Here is an 18,617-nt window from a genome sequence, read left to right as displayed (position 1 = left end):
GGGGTATTTCTACTCAATTCCTCTCCAGGAAGCTTCGGTTATAAGATTCATCTTCTCCTTTTCAGCCTCTTTGCTAAGGCTGCTGTCTGGATTTGTGCTGTTTTTCAGCAATAGCTCTTCCCAGGAATTTAAAGCTGCGGTCAGGCTTGCCTGAGATGGAGTATTGCGGAAAACGGCAGTAAGGGTTTTTGCCCTCAGGTGTTGAATATTTCTGGAGAGGTATGTGGCTTCTATGTATTTGGAAGGGAGCGAATCTGCTTTGTTAAGGTTCTCCAGAACTCCGGTATAGTCCTGCTTTCCGTAAAGCTGCCATGCCTTGTTGAGAAAGTGTTCTCCATCACTAATTTCAATCCCTGGATCAGAATAGCTGCCTGTATCTTTTCCAATAGATTCCCAGGGTGTCACCACTGCATCTTTTGTCTGCGGAAGGCTGTTTTTTCCTGCTTTGTTTGTTTCAGCGAGGCCGGTAAATGATGCTTTGCTTGTCTGTGGAGTATAAACTTCTGCAGGTCTGGTGTGTACCTGCTGAACAGGTGATAATTTATCCGTCTTTTTTTTCCGGTTTTCGGAGAATAGTACTGATGGTAAACTGGTTACAGACTTACCGGTCTTCAGGATGTACTCGACTAATGGTGCTTTTTGCAGAGATCTTCCAAACCTCTTTGAGGCATCTCTGACCTCCTGCGATGCGGCAAGCAGCAGAATGCAGGCGGATACCGCTACCATGCTTCCACTTAGACACTTCGATGGTTTTCCGGCGCCCTTGATGGATTCTGGAAACATTGCCGGTTCGTTCATTTTGCGCTGATTGATAAATTGAGAAATTGTATTCTCAGGTGAGAGGCTTGTGATCCTGGAGTGGATCTCCTCAAGCTCCTCCCTTACGGTTTCCGGGTCTGAAGGTCTGTCTTCCTTTCTAAAAGAGAGGCATTTTCTTACTATTGTGGTATACTCGGCCGGAAGGCCACTGATAGCCTTTCCGATCCGCAGTTGCTCCTTGCTCTGCTCTGGGGATTGAACTGCTTTTTTTCCGGATGCAAGCTCATAGAGAATACAACCGAGGGAGAAAAGATCCGACCTCTCATCCGGTGTTGTTTCACCTGTCAGGACCTCAGGAGCGCTGTAATAAGGAGAAACTCCCTCGGCCTCGAACTTCCCGGACCTTGCTAACTGAATTGGTATTACTTTCCCCGGTCCACTGACTTTCAGTACTCCGGAATTGGAGAAAATCAGGCTTTCAGTTTTAAGATCAAGGTGCAGAAATCCTCTGAATTCCCGGTTTTCTATGACTATACAGGCTCCATGGATGTATTCAAGAAATTTACATATCAGTATTCCCGCTGCAGTACACACAGCCGGCGGGAGGGGGGTATTACTGATTAACTTTTCCGCACTGAACCCGGAAACTCTTTCAGTTTCCACAAAATCCAGACCGTTCCATTTCCCGAGGTTATGTACCGTGGTGATATTTGGATGAGTGAGCTGTGCCGCGACTGCGAAACGGTTCACAAATCTTTTCTGGTTCTCTTTTGTATTGCCCGGCTTCAGAAGTTTCAGTGTGCGTCTGAACCCCAGTTGCTTATTGTTGATCTCATAGAGAATATCTGTTTCATTCTGTTCGATAAGCCCGGAGATTGTTCCCGAACCTATTGACACCGGCTCTGATCCGTCAGGCAGAGTTTCTCTGTTAACCTCTGATACGTTTTGCTTATCGCTGTTGCTCTTTTCAGTGGAGAATCTGCCGGGAAGTCTGAAATTGAGGAATTTCCGAAACAGTCTCATATTGCCTCCGCACGCCTTTACATGCCGAAACTCTCTTTCCTTAACGCGGGCTCCTTGCTCTGTTTAACATTGCTTCAAAATCCGTTCCATCTGGAAAATGTGCAGACGTGTCCTGCATCTCTTAAACCCGCATTTCATAAAAAAATCCCGAAATACCAAATAAAAACGTATTTTTAGACTCCTGAACCTGAAAGGAACATTTGAAAATGAATAAGCCGGTACGAGTTCGTTTTGCTCCTTCACCCACTGGCTACCTCCATGTAGGTGGGGCCAGAAGTGCTCTGTTTAACTACCTTTTTGCCCGTCACCATGGGGGTACTTTCATCCTGAGAATCGAAGATACCGATAGAAGCCGTTTTGTGGCAGATGCTCTCAAGGAGATCTATGAGAGTCTCAGATGGTTGGGACTTCAGTGGGATGAGGGACCTGAGGCTCCGGGAGAATACGGCCCCTATATTCAATCTCAGAGACTTGATATCTACAGAAAACACGCTCAGATACTTCTGGACAGCGGACACGCTTACCGCTGTTTCTGTACTCCTGAGAGACTTTCGCAATTAAGAGCCGAGCAGGAGAAGACAAAACAGAACGCCGGCTATGACCGCAAATGCCGTAATCTTTCTCCAGAAGAGGAGAAGAAACTCCTTGATGCCGGTACGCCGTATGTGATCCGTTTTAAAATCCCCTCCGGAAGAACAGTCGCTTTCGAAGATGGTATCAGAGGTAAAATCGAGTACAGCAGCGATGTCCTTGACGATCTGGTACTGATAAAATCCGACGGTTTTCCTACCTATCACATGGCAAATGTGGTTGATGATCACCTCATGGCAATCTCACATGTGCTTCGCGGTGATGAGTGGATTGCATCAACACCCCGTCATGTCCTGCTCTATGAAGCCTTCGGGTGGGATGCGCCTGTTTTTGCCCATCTTCCGGTGATCCTTTCCCCTGATGGTGGCAAGCTCTCCAAGAGAAAAGGTGCAGCCTCTGTTATGGATTATAAAAACGCCGGGTACCTTCCTGAGGCTTTGTTTAACTTCCTGGCATTCCTTGGATGGGCCCCGGGTGATGATCGGGAAAAAATGAGCCGTGAGGAACTTATCAAGGCATTCTCCCTTGAACAGGTCTCTCCGAAAGCCTCGGTACTGGATGAGAAAAAGCTGGAATGGATGAACGGTCTTTACATGGCCGAGAGAGATTCCCGTTCCCTTGCAGAAGAAGTACTCCCTGTATGGAAAGAGAGGGGTTATGTATCATCTGAAAAGACCTCCGATGATCCATGGCTGCTTCAAATAATAGATCTGCTCAAGGGAAGATCAAAACGTGTTACGGAACTTATCGATAATTCATCCTATTTCTTCAAAGACCCGGAATCCTATGAGGAAAAAGCGGCCAGAAAAACCTTTACTCCGGATTCTTTGCAAAACCTGAATAAGATCAAATCTGCTCTTTCGGTTCAGGATGACTTTTCACATGAGAAACTCGAGGCCCTGTATAGAGACCTTGCCGCTAAATCGGGAATCTCTTCCGGAAAACTGATCCATTCCACACGGCTTGCGGTCAGCGGAATCAGCTTTGGCCCTGGTCTGTTTGAACTGATGCAGACACTGGGCAAGGAAACCGTTTTACGAAGAATAGAACGTGCAATCGAATTTATCAGCAAATCAACAGCACAGGTGGAAAAAGAAAATGGATAATTCTATAAGCAATGGATCAAATGTACAGCCTCCTGCACAAACGGCTAATTTTATCAGGGAAATTATTAAAGAGGAACTGAGTGCCGGCAAGTGGGAAAGAATAGTGACCCGCTTTCCTCCTGAGCCCAACGGGTATTTACACATCGGGCATGCAAAGGCAATCTGCATCGATTTCGGAATGGCTGAGGAGTTCAATGGTGAGTGCCATCTCAGATTTGACGACACCAATCCTGCAAAAGAGGAGCAGGAGTACATCGATGCCATAGAAAATGATGTGCGCTGGCTGGGCTTTGACTGGGGAGAGAGGATCTATTTTGCCTCCGAATATTTCGAACAGATGTACAACTGGGCTATACAGTTGATAAAGGATGGAAAGGCCTATGTAGATGATCTCAACGCAGAGGAGATCCGTCAGTACAGAGGTACCCTGACAGAACCGGGAAGAGAGAGTCCTTACCGTAACAGAACTGTTGAGGAAAACCTCGATCTTTTCGAGCGCATGGCCAGAGGGGAGTTTGATGAGGGGGAGAAGGTATTGAGGGCTAAAATCGATATGGCTCATCCCAATATCAACATGCGCGATCCGGTAATGTATCGCATTAAGAAAGCACCGCATCCCCGTACAGGTACAAAATGGGTTATCTATCCCATGTATGACTGGGCTCATGGCCTCGAAGACTCAATAGAAAAAGTCACTCACTCACTCTGTTCTCTTGAATACGAAGACCATCGTCCGCTTTACGACTGGTTCCTTGATCAGCTCAAGATTCATCACCCCAGGCAGATCGAATTCGCCAGACTCAACCTCACATACACTGTAATGAGCAAACGGAAGCTTCTGCAGTTAGTAAAGGATGAGGTGGTGAGCAGCTGGGATGATCCCAGGATGCCAACACTCTCGGGTTTACGCAGAAGAGGGTTTACTCCAGAGTCGATAAGAAATTTCTGTGAGCGTATCGGAGTCGCTAAACGTGATAGTATTGTCGATTACGCTCTTCTTGAACACTGCCTGAGAGAGGATCTCAATAAAAGAGCACTCAGGGCCATGGCTGTCCTTGAACCTCTGAAGGTGGTGATTGAGAATTACCCCGAAGGGCAGGTGGAACTACTTGAGGCTGTAAACAATCCTGAAGACCCCTCGATGGGAACAAGGAAGGTTCCGTTCTCAAAGACTCTGTATGTCGAGCGTGGTGATTTCATGGAGGAACCGCCGAAAAAATTCTTCAGGCTTGCTCCGGGCCGTGAGGTCAGACTGAGGTACGCTTACTTTATTACTTGTAAGGAAGTGGTGAAAGATCCAGCCACAGGGGAGATTATAGAACTCCGCTGTACCTACGATCCTGCTACCCGCGGAGGATCTGCACCTGATGGACGTTCTCCGAAGGCGACTCTTCACTGGGTCTCAGAGGCACATGCTGTTGATGCAGAGGTAAGGCTTTATGAAAAACTGTTCAGCAAAGAGGATCCTGATGATGCGCCTGAGGGTAATTTCATGCTCAATCTCAATCCTGATTCTCTGAAAATTCGTAATTCCTGCAAAGTGGAACAATCCCTCTCTGAGGCAAAGCCCGGAGAACGCTTTCAGTTTGAGCGCATCGGTTATTTCTGCGTTGACCCGGATTCCAGGCCTGGTCAGCCGGTTTTTAATCGCACCGTTACTCTTAAGGATGAATGGGCAAAAATAATGAAGCGGGGGGGGAAGTGAGGAATGATTTATCACTGCTTGACTCCTACTTTTGAGGATTGTATTTTTAATAGACTTTAGGGGCTGTAGCTCAGTTGGGAGAGCATCAGGCTGGCAGTCTGAGGGTCGTCGGTTCGAACCCGTCCAGCTCCATAACAAAAAATCCCCTGGATTTGTCAAAGACAATTTCGGGGGTTTTTTGTTTATTCCTCCGGAAAAAACCCATCATTGGCTATACCACAATAAACATCACCCAACTTGAGCGTTTAAAATAAAGATGTGATTTCTTGCACGGGTAATGGCGTATTTATATATTAATAAATCTTGCCTTTTTCAGAGATCCCTCTGCAAATACGGCTGAAAATCAGTTTTTTTCCAGGTTTTCGAATTTAATTAGCAGAACTTCTATGGAGGATACATGAAAAAATATCAGGCCGGATCGATTCGAAATGTCTGTCTTCTCTCTCATGGTGGTGTAGGAAAAACAAGCCTCCTGGAGGCTGCCTGTTTCACCTCCAAATCCACCTCCAAACTGGGCAAAGTCGATAATGGCAGTAGTATCTTCGACAACAGGAGCGACGAAAAAGAACGGAAAATGACCATTTCGATGCATGTGGGGTTTTGCGAATGGAAAGATAATAAAATCAATTTTCTTGACACTCCAGGATTCCTGGATTTTCTCAATGATGCAAAAGCAGCTCTCAGAGTTGTGGAAACAGCTATTATTCTGGTTGATGCGGTTGATGCAATTCAGGTCGGCACCGAACTGGTTTCCTCGTATGTAGATGGTTCCGGACTTCCGAGAATGTTTTTTGTAAACGGAATGGACAAGGAAAATGCCGATTTTCAGAAAACTCTGGATGCAGTCAAATCAGCCTATGGAACCAGTGTCGCACCTCTGGTTATTCCGATCTCCGCCGGAGCTTCTTTTAAGGGTGTAGTTGACCTGGTTGCCAGGGAAGCTTATGAATATACCCGCGATGGAAATGGCATCGGAAATAAAATCGAAATTCCTGCTGATATGAAAGACATTGTCGATTCTCTGAGGCAGTCACTGATGGAGTCTGTCGCTGAAACAGATGAAGATCTCATGAACAAGTATTTTGAGGCAGGGGAGTTGACAGACGAGGAACTCAGAGCGGGACTGGCAAAAGGCGTTGCTTCCGGAAGTGTCCATCCACTCCTCGTCGGAAGTGCTCTTCTGAATATCGGGATCGATCAACTGCTTACAAAAATTGTAAATCTATGCCCCTCAGCAGAAAGCCGCAAAGAGGTTGAGGTTACCGAGAACGGGGAAACCAAAACCATACCCTGCCAGGAATCAGGACCTCTCGCAGTATTTATCTTCAAAACTATCTCTGAGGAGCATCTCGGTGAGATCAACGTGGCAAGGGTTTTCTCCGGAAAACTTACAACAGGTTCTGATGTGTCGAACACTGCCAGAGGCATGTCTGAACGTATCGGTAACATGTACTTCCTGAAAGGAAAGGAGCGTACCGATGCAACAGAGATTGTCGCCGGGGATATCGGAGGACTCCTGAAATTAAAAGACACTCATACCAATGATTCCCTGGTGGATAAAAGTGTAAAGTATAAGTTCCCACCTATTGATCTTCCGGAACCACTTGTCAGTGTAGCAATATCAGCCAAGCAGAAGGGTGATGAAGATAAGATAGCAGTAGGGCTCAATAAACTTCGTGAGGAAGACGTCAGCTTTACCTATAAATTCCACCCGGACATTCATCAATCTATCCTTTCTGCGATGGGCGATATTCAGATTGATGTAATTCTGGAAAACCTGAAAAACCGTTTTAAGGTCGAAGTGGATAAAAAGCCACCCAAAATCTCCTACAGAGAAACCATTACCAAGGCTGCAAAGTATGTCGAGTATACGCATAAGAAACAGTCGGGTGGAGCAGGGCAGTATGCACGCGTATTTATCGATCTGGAACCGCTTCCTCGTGGTGGCGGTTACGAATTTCTCGATAAAATCGTGGGCGGAGTAATAGATCAGTCTTTACGTCCCAGTGTTGATAAAGGCATACACGCCAAACTTGAAGAGGGTATTTTAGCCGGATATCCGATTGTGGATGTAAGAGTCTCTCTGGTTGACGGAAAAACACATCCTGTGGACTCAAAAGATATAGCTTTCCAGATTGCCGGCCGCGAAGTCTTTAAGAAAGCCTTTGAAATGGCATCGCCTATACTTCTTGAACCTGTTGTGGAACTGAAAGTCACAGTTCCTGAAGAGTATACAGGTGACATCATGGGAGATCTGTCTTCACGCAGGGGGAAAATTGGTGGAATGAGTCCAAGTGGCAAGAATCAGACTATTACCGCCAAAGTTCCGGAAGCTGAGGTTCAGAATTACTCCACGACCCTGAGATCACTTACCCAGGGAAGAGGGTTTTATACAAAGGCATTTTCTCACTATGAGCCTGTTCCTGCTGAACTGGCGAAAAAGATTATTGAGGCACACAAAAAGGAAGAGGAATCTTCCGATTAATCGAGTTCCGTAAAACCAACTCACTTCAGAATGAACTGTGGGTATAAACAGTCCGAAGTGAGTTTTTTTATTGCTGTGAAGATTATTTCTGGTGTTTTTTCGTATACCTCTCTGGATAGCATCAGAAGGCAGTTCACACATCAGAGGTGATTTAAGGGTTCCAATGTAATAATCCTGAAGTCACTCAGGGATTATCAACTTAGATTTATATTCTCCGGGAGGAAAAAAAAATGCCGCGGATTAAAACTATAGAGTGGAAGGAAAACTCTGTAGTCATTGTAGATCAAACAATACTGCCTCTTGAGTTGCATTATAAAAAAATAGACTGCATTGAAAGCATGTACGATGCAATTAAGGTGCTTAAGGTCAGGGGTGCACCCGCCATTGGCATTGCAGCGGCTTTTGGCCTTTACCTCGGTATAAGGGACTTTCCTGAAAGCGGATCAACTCAGGAGTTCATCGAAAATCTAAACAGTAAAGCTGCATACCTCGCTGGTTCCAGACCCACTGCAGTAAACCTCTTCTGGGCTCTGGAGAGAATTAAGCGTACAGGAGAACAGAGCATTGAAAAGGGCGCCTCTATAGAGGAAACAAAAGATAGAATCTTAAGTGAGGCAATCGAGATTCTTGAAGAGGACAGGAGAACCGGGCGGGCGATTGGTGAGGCTGGATTGGAGTTGTTGAAAGGGAAAAAAACAATTCTGACACACTGCAATGCGGGAGGACTGGCCACGGCAGAGTATGGAACCGCACTTGCTCCTGTTTATGTTGGAGCAGAGCAGGGAATAACATTCAATGTTTATGCAGATGAAACCCGTCCACTGCTTCAGGGTGCCAGAATCACCACTTTTGAGCTGTCACAGGCGGGAATTCCTGTTACTCTGATCTGTGATAACATGGCCGCATCGGTGATGGCTGGAGGGAGAATTGACGCGGTGATTGTGGGGGCTGACAGGATTGCCAGTAATGGTGATACAGCCAACAAAATCGGTACCTACGGAGTCGCTCTTCTGGCAAGGGCTCATGGAATACCTTTTTATGTCGCAGCTCCTTTTTCCACTTTTGATCTCTCGCTCCATACAGGGAAAGAGATCCCTATCGAGGAACGCGGTCCTGAAGAGGTAACCTGTGGATTTGGAAAGCAGACCGCTCCTTCAGGCGTAGAAGTGTATAACCCCGCTTTTGATGTTACCCCGTCTCACCTGATCAGTGCTTTTATCACTGACAAAGGGGTAATCACTCCTCCTTACGAAAGGAATCTGGCAGAAGCACTCGGAAAAAAGGGCTGAGAGCTGGTATGCAGAACGGAAGGGTACGCTTCTTCAATGATATAGTTGGCTGCGGGTTTATTGAGTCGGACTGTGAGCCTGGAGTTATCCGTTTTTCCTACAGAGAGATCAGAAAGACCGGTTACCGGATTGTAAATGAGGGACAACTGGTTAAATTCCGGCTTGTAAGGACTTCCAGGGGACCCTTTGCTGTGGATATAATTCCGGAATCCGATCAGCAGTAAATCTCGGGTTTGCAGTCAATACCTAGCACCTTGCCAGCCAGATTCAGTATTTCATCTCTGGTTCCGCTGTAACCAAGCAGTTCATGGGTAGCCGTGCTGACGGTCCTCCCGTCAACAGATCTGCCTTTTGTTAGTTGCAGTTCAATCTCCCCGTAGCAGAGTCTCTCGTGATCTTCGGAAAGATTGTTGTATACCTGGATTGCTCCCCTTGGCCCTGTGGGGTTACTCATGGATATATCCACACATTCATCCTGATTCCTGGGGAGATCATCACTTCTCTTGACGACACAGAACCATTCGGGACGGTCCGGGAAAGGAGAGACATAGAGGATCTTGGCAGGGTTCTCCCAGACAATATTTTCCGGATTTATCGCCAGTTTCAGATGCATTCTGGAATCAAGAAGGAAGCGGGCGTAGCCGTTTTCCAGTGATACTCTTTCCGGTGGAACGGGATCGAAATAGCTGAGAAGTGAGGGATTGTTTCTGACCGGGAAAAGCGCAGTACCGGGGTTTTCCGGGCCGCATGAATTAACCATCGATACTGACCAGGGACAGAGGTCGAGGCCGGAGCTTGAGATTGACAGGTGATCGGTTATCTTTACACCAGCATAGGGCAGACCACTGGAATATGGGTCAGCGATTGGATGAAAACGCCTGCTTGCCAGACTTTCAGCGTATATCCGGTTCCTCATGTAGTCAAGCAGTGAGAAGATGTTTTCGTAATGAAGATCCCCGTTTTGTTTATATACTCCGGGATCTATTTCCGGCGAGACCCTGAAACCCTCGAAATCACGGGGGTTCTCAAAGAAATAATCTCTTTGAGGGGCGATCCACAATCTTTCCCCACCGGTAAGCCAACTGCAGTTGTCGATTTTTTCTCTCAGGTCGTGTGCAAGCCAGAGCAGGTTCAGACCGGATTTGTCGGGGAAAAGTCCCAGAAGCCGCGCTCCGAATTCGGAGAACAGCATAGCACCAGTTCCGGTGTACCTGATCGTTATTCCGGCTCTGCCATCCGTCTCATCCAGTATCTGCTGTATTGTAAAAAATCTGTTTCCCATAATCTTAGAACAAAATAATTACAGTTTCCTTTAAAAACAACAATGGTAGTGAAATGTTAGTTTACAGAACGGTAATATATTCTTCTCTGAATTTCCAGACCGGGGATCCTTTTGAAAAATGCGACATCATCCTGGCTCGTGCTGCTGAAGCACAAAACCCTTTTTTTAACAGCCTCTCCATGACATCATTGACTCTATCTAATCTGTAGACACCATAAACAGGGTAAAGATCCGGATCTGAAAAAGAAGATCTTCTGTAAAGCGCAGCCTGAGTATAACCTGTTTCCTTGACTTTATCCCATACACGGCGGGAGCAGCTCCCGTAAGGAAATGAAATGCTTGTAACAGCTCTTCCTGTAATGTCCTCAAGTCTCTGCTTCGATTCCCTCAGTTCCTTCTCAAGATTGCTGCTGCTGAGATAGGGGAGATTGGCATGTGTCAGTGTGTGACTGCCAATTTCATGGCCCAGGGAAGAGATTTCTGATATCTGTGATTTTGTCAACTGTCTGCTGCTCCTGTAGACATCCCAGGTGGAATCCCTCCCGACAAATCCTGCAACACAGAAGATGCTTGCCTTGAATCCGCAATCTTCAAGCGCCGGAATCGCATTTCGGTATATGTTCTCGAATCCGTCATCAAATGTCAATAAGACTTCGCCGGTTTTTTCCCCGGGACAACTGAACTGCTTCAGGGATACTGCTGAAAGAGAGTTTTTCTTCAATTCAGCGAGAAGAGATCTGAACCGCTCTGTGGAATACTGAGACATATTCCTTTGGGGTTTATCCAGTATAGAATGGAACAGAAGCCCTGGCTTTCTGCTGGAATGTCTCTGGTACCCAAACAGCAGCGATGCCATCCCTCCCAGAAAGACAGGCCCCAGGAAAATGCTTAATAAAGTTGGTGCTAATATCATAACATTTCTTTTCAGAGGTAAAAAAATAAGTCACTATTTCACCTCTGAGGAGAATTTTGTGAGTTCACAAGTTAAATCACAATTCATCGTAACCATGAAGAAAATAATACTGGAGACCGGGTTTTAATTATTTTAATAAGAGGTATTATGAACCAAAGTGTAAATTGCCCACATTGTGGCAGCGAAATCTCCCATAAAGCCAAAGCATGTCCCCATTGCGGCTCTGATGAAAATACCGGATGGTCACCGGAAAGGTATTTAGATGGAATCGATCTGCCTGATGAGGAATCGTATCAGGAGATTAAAGAAAGGGAATTTGGTTCCGGTAAAACAGTCCTTTCCTGGCAAACTATAACCGGCTTTGCGCTTCTTGTCCTGATTTTGATGCTGGTTGTAAAAACAGTTGCAGGCTGGTAAGTTATTTATCTTTTTTGATCTTTGTCTCTCTGATTTTATTCTTCAGATACAGACGGTTAGTATCGTTAGACTCAGCCATCTTTTTCTTCTGCATTGATTCAATATAAAAAACCTCTTCATCAGAAGCTTGTTTATATTCTGATGGCTGGGGTATGGGGGCCATTTGTTCTGGAGGAGCGAAGTTTTGTATGGGGTTGCTTTCCAGAATAGGAATCGGGTTTTGCTGAGGATCAGAAAACGCCTGATCACTCATAAAAGTTTCCGGGTAGGATTGCTGCTGTGACATCGGGTCATAACCCATACCCAGATCAAGATCGATCTGATCTTCAGTTTTGTTGTAGACTTGCTCAAGAGTTTGTTTAAGCTGTCTGTCGAACTGCCTTGCGAACACTTTAACTCTGTCAATATTGGTACGATCATCAAATACCAGAGCCAGAAACGTATTCTCGTCAACGACAGCGATATAGATGTGCTTCTCTTTTCCCTGATGATACATTGTTGAAAACTCTGTCTCTCCCATGAGATTGGCAATTGCTAAAGTAGAAGCAGAGTTTCCTGCCACCAGTGCTGCCATAGAGACCGTGTCTACGATTTCAAGGCTTCCCTGACTCGTGAGTAACCGCCCGTCTTTGTTGATCAGAACAGCGAGCAAAAGGTTGGCCTTGAGGACCAGTTGTGATAATACTGCATTTAACTGGTCAATATCCTCAGGGAAAAGAATCATATCCTTCATCAGAGAGTATCCCTGTTATTAAAGAATTTTGAAAGGAAACCCTTCTGCTGCTTTGTACGGGGATTGATTGGTTTTCTCATCGGTTTTTTCTGACGGTCAGTATCTACCGATGTAAAAAACATATCTTCATCTCCATCCTCAGATTGTGCCGGGGCCTGCTTGGCAGGTGCCTGGTTCTGCTCAGGATATGATGAAACTTCCAGATTGTAAACGTCGTAATCGTTTTCATCAGCACTCTGAGAGGGAGCAAAAGACTGTTGCTGCTGTGTTCCACCGAAAGCAGGATTCTGCACATTCTGCCTGGGGGCAGAAGGGTGCTGATACTGCTGTGCCTGCTGATTGTACTGCTGCTGCGGCGGCTGAAACTGCTGTTTCTGCTGAAACTGCTGGTGCTGCTGGGCAGGCGCAGGCTGCTGATACTGTTGCTGTGGTGCCTGGTACTGATGATTCTGCGGAGATTGTTTTGACTGACGCATGCGACGCTGTTTTTCCTCTATCTCACGCTGGTATTTCTCTATTTCCAGATCCAGATCGGTTTTGTCACTGACTTCAAACTGTCCCTGAGCAGGCTCCGCTCCGGAAAAACCCGCCTGTTGATTCTGAGAATAAAATGAGGGATCCTGATTTTGATCTTTAAGATTCTGAGCCTCAAATTGTGGTTCGTCCATTTCCTGCAACTGGATGTTGCCATAGTTGTAATAACCGGAATCGGCACTGGCCTGAGGCGGGACGGGATTATTCTGAGGTGCTGGTTCAAAAGTGTCAATATAGTGATCGTCGGCGGCAGAACTCTTCGGCGGTGTATTTGTAACCGGAGGAGTAAAAGGACGATTGATCATCTGCTGCCGACTCTGAGATGGATTCTGCATATTGGGTTGCTGCGGCATCCGCGGAAATTGCGGTGTCTGCTTTGGCGGTATTTGCTGAGAAACACCGGGATATTGCCTTGGTGTCTGCTGCGGTGCTCTTGGCTGCGCAGGTCTGGGCATCTGTGGCTGGCTGTACCCTGTATTGACTTGTCCGAACTGCTGCGGCTGAGCAAATTGTCTTGGCGCAGGCCCGGGATTTGCCTGTTGGGGCGCTGCGGCCTGAGGCGCTGCAGAACGGGGTGATTGGCGAGAGTACTTTTTGTTGAGATAGTCTATGACGATTTTTCCGATTAACTTAAGGGAGTCAAAAACACCAATTCCCTTGTATGCTACAGCCTCATTCCATGGAAGGTTGTATTTATTTATGAGCTTCTGCAGTTCTTCAACAGGAAGAGCGTTAGGGAGATCCCTTTTATTATACTGGATGAGAATTGGAATGCTCTCACGCTTATATCCGTATTCTGCCAGGTTGTCTTCGAGGTTCTGAAAGCTCTCCAGGTTTTCCTGAACCTTGTCCGGAGATGAATCAGCCACAAACACTACTCCGTCAACACCGCGGAGAACCAGTTTACGTGTGGCATTATAGTAGACCTGCCCCGGTACGGTATAGAGCTGAAATTTTGTGGCAAAGCCTTTGATTTTCCCCAGGTCCAGAGGCAGGAAATCAAAAAACAGAGTACGATCTGTTTCCGTAGCCAGAGAGACCATGTCGCTCTTGAACTCAGGGGGGACTTTTTTGTGTATGACTTGTAGATTGGTAGTTTTACCACTCAAACCAGGGCCATAATACACGACTTTTACACTAATTTCCCTAGCCGCATAATTAATTGATGCCATGAATTGTCCTTCTGTTTAAATCAATGGCCAAAATGCTCCGGTAGGAGATTCCTCTTTACCAGAATTAATATAGTTCTGATATTGAGTTTTTGCAAGAAGGAGCTTTACCTTGCAATTAATATAATTAAGTATAACAATTTTCCATGCAAGATTTCACTTTTTCTGTTCAGAATCAGAATTGATCAGATAATGAAAAAAATCTCTATCCGATAATAATTTGAATTCCTTCAGTTCTTCCGGGCTCTGTGGTTCTGTGCTGTATTTGGCTCTGTAGTAGATTTTTGCAATGGAGGCCTTTTCTTTTGCCAGTGCAGAGGGTAACTCGATTCTGCTATGATGGGCATCGGTGGCCCTATCCGGTACTATTACTTTTTTAAAAACCACAAGGGCCATAAAGAGTATCAGCAGAATGATTCCAAGAGCTGTCAGAATTGAATAAAGCGTGTAGAATCGTGAAGTAGAATGTTCGCGCTCTTTCTTGTGAAGAGCTGCCTGTACAGATTGGGAGATGCGGTCAGAAAGAAACGTAATTCTCTTGTTTTGTAAGAGATTGTACAATGATTCGTAGATTTTGTATTCGCTGAGGCAAAGACTGCTTAAAAGATCCTTGACAGGTGATGTTCCGTTGATTCGCATCAGAATGTAACTGTCCGGGTCGGAGAGAGGGTCGATTTCCTGCATCAAATCATTTGCATTTTTCTGGTTTCGGACAAATATTGACTGCTCAGAGATGCATTGAAGCATCCTGTTCCATTCATCCACTCTTCTCATCGCTTCCATGACTATATTCTCCACTGGAATGGAGATTTCTGCGGGAACCAGAGAGTCTACATTGGTAATGGAATTAAAACGGTAGGTTCCAGTTTTCCATAGAAAAAGACTGCAGGCAATATCCATCGTGGTGGATTCTGCAAGCATGTTCAGGTCATGTTTGGGAATGAGGCCCATGACAGTAATCTCATTTGTTAATCCGCTGATATCACCCTCAAATGCTGCAAAAAGTGCCCGTATTTTTGAAGAACTGTGTTTTTTTACACTGATGAGGTAATTGTAGAGTTTAGAGAGAAATTTTTCGTCATCTTTTTGGGCAGCAACTACCAGTCCGTTTTGAAAAATGACAAAGCCTTCGCTTCGTCCATTGTTCAAAATCAGCTTTCCTGTGATTTTCTGCTGAGTGAGCAACTGAAACACATCAGCAAGAATAAACTCCCGCAGGGTGCCGCTTAATACCAACAGTTCCTCCTTTTATGCAGATTTTTGCATCTTAAAATACTCTCGGAAAAACCGTACAATTTTCACGCCTCCACTGTAGAGAAATAAAAAGTTATATGCAAAAAGGATGACCAACAGGAAGTACAATACTTTTGCCGATGAAATGTGATTGTTGAACAAAAGAGCTGCATAAGAAGCATACACGAAACTTGTTATCAGTAAAAAGAGTATAACAAGGAAAAAAGGCTTCTGACCATCAAGCATACTCCCGGAACCCGGGAATACAATCTCCAGAATCTCTTTCTTAATCATTGCTGCAAGATGGAATCTGTTGGAGATGGTGTGCTGCTTTTTTACCAGTTTATTCTCATTTCTGATAAATCTGGTTTTCTCAAAGCAGGAGTTGCATAACAGGCCCGATTTGCATTTACGGCAGATTATCCTGCCACAATACTTGCATTCGAAAAATCTCCTCACTTTACTGTGGCTTGCTTCTCTGCTGTGGATTATGAAAAGGAAAATAAACAAAATTATGGAAACAATAATTGAAACCAGAGGAGATAATCCAAGAAACTGTGTTCCCCAGAGAGTCCCTGCATCACTCCAGCTGCCGGTGTAGAAGGGGAAGATGCTGGTCCAGAAATAAATGGCAGGGTAATCTGAAAACATAACCTGACGCAAAGCAGGCCAGTTTGTCGAAAAATAAGTGTCGTTTTTGTGGACAAAAGAATTGACCCGTATCGGATCCCTCTCTGCAGCGTCATTTAGCATTTCAGTGCCGGTGATGGTTTCCATTTTTCTAAGATAGCACTGGGCCAGATTGAACCTGGCGCTCACAATTCCCTTGTCTTGCTCGACAACCCTTTTAAAGTATGTCTTAGCCTTATCCAGGTCTCCCTCAAGGTAGGAAAGATTTCCGGCAGATATCAGAACAACCGGATCGTCCTGACGTAAAGCAGTGCTTTTCTGAATATTTTGCCTGGCTGAAGAGTAATCATTTCTCTTTACTTCATAAATTGCTGCGCTCAGGGGAGAAAGAAAATCTGTTGGATTTTCACTGCTTCTGCGGATTACCTCTTTATAAATTGCATCGGAGTACCCTTCATTTACCGCTTTCGAGAGCATCTGTACACTGCTTTCCGGGTTCAGTGCCTCGCTGAACATGCTTTGAAGATAAGTATCAACAGGAGCAAGAATCAGAAAAATGAGTGCTACAGCCAGCAGAACTCTTTCCTTAATGTTAAGAAAGTGCCATATAAGGTATGCCGATACCCACAGGAAAGGCAGGATTCCAAAGGAGGAGAGCGAGATGACACATGCAGAAGCAAGGATAGTCCTCAGGGTCAGTGACACGCTGGTGGGGAAGAGATCCGCGATATTATGAAGTGAGAAAGGAAAGTATTTTATAATCAATGTTATAAAAACTGAGAGTATAAAAAACAGAACTACACATCTTAACCAGTTATAACCAGTGCTGAAAAGCTCAATCTGCTCAGTCCATGAATTTCTGAGTGTGTAGAGAAAACCACCAAGTTCCTCTTTTAAACCATTTATGGAAAATGGGAAATAAAGGAGGATCCCGCGAAGATATGGAGCCCCGTCCAAAGGATCAAACCGTTTTGCCCATTCATAATATTTCAGAGCTTTAAAGGTATTTTTTTCCTTTTCCGCAAGAATCCCGTAATTGAGCAACAGACTGGAGATTATCCTTGAGGAGCGTGCGCCGGATTCAAACAGTTGTCTCTCAAGCTGCACGATACTTTTTTCAGCCCACACATCCTGTTTATATCTGATAAACTCTACAAAAAGCACCCAGGTTGTTCCGGGGTCCTTTTGTGCAATAGACAGGGCACGATTAAAAGAGTATTCTTTTAATCCGGCAACTGTATCAAGAGTTGAAATACCCTTTAACAGGTTGAACCAGGGATTGTTATATGCGGGTGAGGAGTCCAGAAGGCCTGATAACCTGATTTTACTCTGCTCATCATCGATACTTCTGCGGCTGTTCTCTGAAATGACTCCCATTGCCGAGAAATATGAATCTCTCTCCTGTATAGCTGAATTGATCTGGTCGGTCCAGAATAGATTCAGAGGAGAAGCGGTTGCTGCTGTAATGAAAGAGAAAAAAAAGAGAAATTTTAGACCAGAAAGGCGCACGGACATTCTCTCGGCTACTGAACTATAATCACCACACCAGGCTGTGTGAAATCAAAAATAAAAAATAACTATTTGCAGCAATGAACCGAAAGCAGGGTGAACAGGGCAGCAGCACCGTTCCTGGGATGGCGCTGCTTCGCTTTAGCTATTTTTCCAGTTTGTTTACTATTCTGGAAAGAGTAGATTTCTTATTAGCTGCTTTATTTATATGAATCAGGCCGCTTTTGACACTTTTATCCAGAACTGAAACGGCATTTTTCAGGGCCTCCTGAGCGCTTTTCTTGTCCTTGGAGTGTAAAACTTTATTAACAGCAGTTTTAATACGCGACCGTCCCTGACGATTTACCTGATTCTCTACTACGTTTTTGCGGGCACGCTTCTCTACAGACTTATGTCGCTGCATGAAAATCTCTCCTTAAAATTGTGAGTTAATCTCTTGGACAAAACACAAAAAATACTATTTTACTGTCAACAGGTCAATCTGATTGCCAAAACAGTTCTCTGGAATGTAATTAATTTACTTTATCTAATAATTGTAACTTAACTGAAACGGCGCCTTTTTCTGGAAAAACCTTGTTACATGATGGCCAATATCTTATTATTACATATTACTTATATAATTTCTAAATTTAAGTAATCAGACCATTAAGGTGCGGGCGGGCCTATCCTTAAAATGAAGCGAACGGCTCTTCTACTGTTATCTTTTCTTCAACTTGCCTCTGCTGCACAATTGAGCATTGCTGTTTTTCCATTTAAAAATCAAACAGATTTGCCGCTTTATGACTGGATAGGATCTGCTTTCCCTGAAGCATTCTTCAATAAAATGGGCCAGAAGAGCGGTCTGCAGATATGGGATCCGCTCTATCTCTTTCAGGTTGATTCAACAGGATACGATTTAGACTCCGATAGTCTTATTACTGCGCACAGAAACAGATGGGGCTGGGATGTGCTTATTGGCGGCAGTTATCACATCAGAGATGACTCGGTTTTCCTCAGCTCCAGAATAATCTGGGCTACGGGTAAAGACGAACCGCTGAAAATGGATACCAGAATTTCCGCAGGGGTGAAAGATTTCCATGTTTACATACCAGATATGATTTTAAAGTGCGCTTCTCTATTGAAGATCAATCTCTCCAGGGAGGATTCTTCAAGAGTACTGGCAAGAAACAAGATCTCTGCACCTGCCTTTCAGACCTATCTTGCCGGGTATGGTTTTGAGATGAGAAAGAACTTTGATGC

At 45.0% G+C, this 18,617-nt stretch carries 14 protein-coding genes, 1 tRNA gene and 1 pseudogene; 8 read left to right on the top strand and 8 right to left on the bottom strand.

Going from position 1 to position 18,617, the window contains the following annotated elements; genetic code table 11:
* Positions 1 to 9: 9 nt before the first annotated feature.
* A complete protein-coding gene (locus GX089_05165) occupies positions 10 to 1,782 on the bottom strand; it encodes a protein kinase (protein NLP01864.1) in 1,773 nt (590 codons plus the stop codon).
* Positions 1,783 to 1,988: 206 nt separating this feature from the next.
* On the opposite strand from GX089_05165, the gene GX089_05160 reads away from it, so the two are divergent.
* The 6 genes from GX089_05160 (at position 1,989) to GX089_05135 (ending at position 9,182) form a co-directional block, all read left to right on the top strand.
* Positions 1,989 to 3,479, top strand: a complete 1,491-nt coding sequence (locus GX089_05160) for a glutamate--tRNA ligase (protein ID NLP01863.1) — start codon at positions 1,989 to 1,991, stop codon at positions 3,477 to 3,479.
* Complete coding sequence (locus GX089_05155) at positions 3,472 to 5,184, top strand: glutamine--tRNA ligase/YqeY domain fusion protein (GenBank protein ID NLP01862.1); 1,713 nt, start codon at positions 3,472 to 3,474, stop codon at positions 5,182 to 5,184. The genes GX089_05160 and GX089_05155 overlap by 8 nt, the downstream gene beginning before the upstream one ends.
* Before the next feature lie 59 nt (positions 5,185 to 5,243).
* Positions 5,244 to 5,316, top strand: a tRNA-Ala gene (locus GX089_05150).
* 265 nt (positions 5,317 to 5,581) lie between these two features.
* Positions 5,582 to 7,669, top strand: coding sequence for an elongation factor G (locus GX089_05145; protein ID NLP01861.1), 2,088 nt, complete (start codon positions 5,582 to 5,584; stop codon positions 7,667 to 7,669).
* Positions 7,670 to 7,899: 230 nt separating this feature from the next.
* The gene (gene mtnA / locus GX089_05140; GenBank protein NLP01860.1) at positions 7,900 to 8,958 is read left to right on the top strand and encodes an S-methyl-5-thioribose-1-phosphate isomerase; all 1,059 of its coding nucleotides are present in this window, start codon (positions 7,900 to 7,902) and stop codon (positions 8,956 to 8,958) included.
* Between the two features lie 8 nt (positions 8,959 to 8,966).
* On the top strand, positions 8,967 to 9,182 hold the full coding sequence (locus GX089_05135; GenBank protein NLP01859.1) for a cold shock domain-containing protein: 216 nt from the start codon (positions 8,967 to 8,969) through the stop codon (positions 9,180 to 9,182).
* Here the strand turns inward: GX089_05135 and GX089_05130 are convergent.
* A complete protein-coding gene (locus GX089_05130; GenBank protein ID NLP01858.1) occupies positions 9,173 to 10,240 on the bottom strand; it encodes a hypothetical protein in 1,068 nt (355 codons plus the stop codon). The genes GX089_05135 and GX089_05130 overlap by 10 nt on opposite strands.
* A gap of 61 nt (positions 10,241 to 10,301) precedes the next feature.
* Positions 10,302 to 11,153: a polysaccharide deacetylase family protein gene (locus GX089_05125; GenBank protein NLP01857.1), complete on the bottom strand. Its 852-nt coding sequence runs from the start codon at positions 11,151 to 11,153 to the stop codon at positions 10,302 to 10,304.
* Positions 11,154 to 11,300: 147 nt separating this feature from the next.
* Here GX089_05125 and GX089_05120 point away from each other — a divergent pair, with 147 nt between their 5' ends.
* On the top strand, positions 11,301 to 11,570 hold the full coding sequence (locus tag GX089_05120) for a zinc ribbon domain-containing protein (GenBank protein NLP01856.1): 270 nt from the start codon (positions 11,301 to 11,303) through the stop codon (positions 11,568 to 11,570).
* Position 11,571: 1 nt separating this feature from the next.
* On the opposite strand, the gene GX089_05115 is transcribed toward GX089_05120, so the two are convergent.
* From GX089_05115 to rpsT, 5 genes and pseudogenes are all read right to left on the bottom strand, one after another.
* Positions 11,572 to 12,303, bottom strand: a complete 732-nt coding sequence (locus tag GX089_05115) for a roadblock/LC7 domain-containing protein (protein NLP01855.1) — start codon at positions 12,301 to 12,303, stop codon at positions 11,572 to 11,574.
* A 1,142-nt stretch (positions 12,304 to 13,445) separates the two neighbouring features.
* Positions 13,446 to 14,009, bottom strand: a pseudogene (locus tag GX089_05110) (gliding-motility protein MglA).
* Positions 14,010 to 14,162: 153 nt separating this feature from the next.
* Positions 14,163 to 15,242, bottom strand: coding sequence for a DUF4388 domain-containing protein (locus GX089_05105; GenBank protein ID NLP01854.1), 1,080 nt, complete (start codon positions 15,240 to 15,242; stop codon positions 14,163 to 14,165).
* A gap of 12 nt (positions 15,243 to 15,254) precedes the next feature.
* Complete coding sequence (locus tag GX089_05100) at positions 15,255 to 17,384, bottom strand: hypothetical protein (GenBank protein NLP01853.1); 2,130 nt, start codon at positions 17,382 to 17,384, stop codon at positions 15,255 to 15,257.
* 139 nt (positions 17,385 to 17,523) lie between these two features.
* The gene (gene rpsT / locus GX089_05095) at positions 17,524 to 17,781 is read right to left on the bottom strand and encodes a 30S ribosomal protein S20 (protein ID NLP01852.1); all 258 of its coding nucleotides are present in this window, start codon (positions 17,779 to 17,781) and stop codon (positions 17,524 to 17,526) included.
* A gap of 270 nt (positions 17,782 to 18,051) precedes the next feature.
* Between rpsT and GX089_05090 the strand changes: the two genes are divergently transcribed.
* On the top strand, positions 18,052 to 18,617 hold a 566-nt coding region (locus tag GX089_05090; protein ID NLP01851.1), incomplete at its 3' end, for a hypothetical protein.

Origin of the sequence: Fibrobacter sp., assembly GCA_012523595.1 — a bacterium.
Lineage (GTDB): Bacteria > Fibrobacterota > Chitinivibrionia > Chitinivibrionales > Chitinispirillaceae > JAAYIG01.
This window is presented reverse-complemented; position numbering and strand designations above follow the sequence as displayed.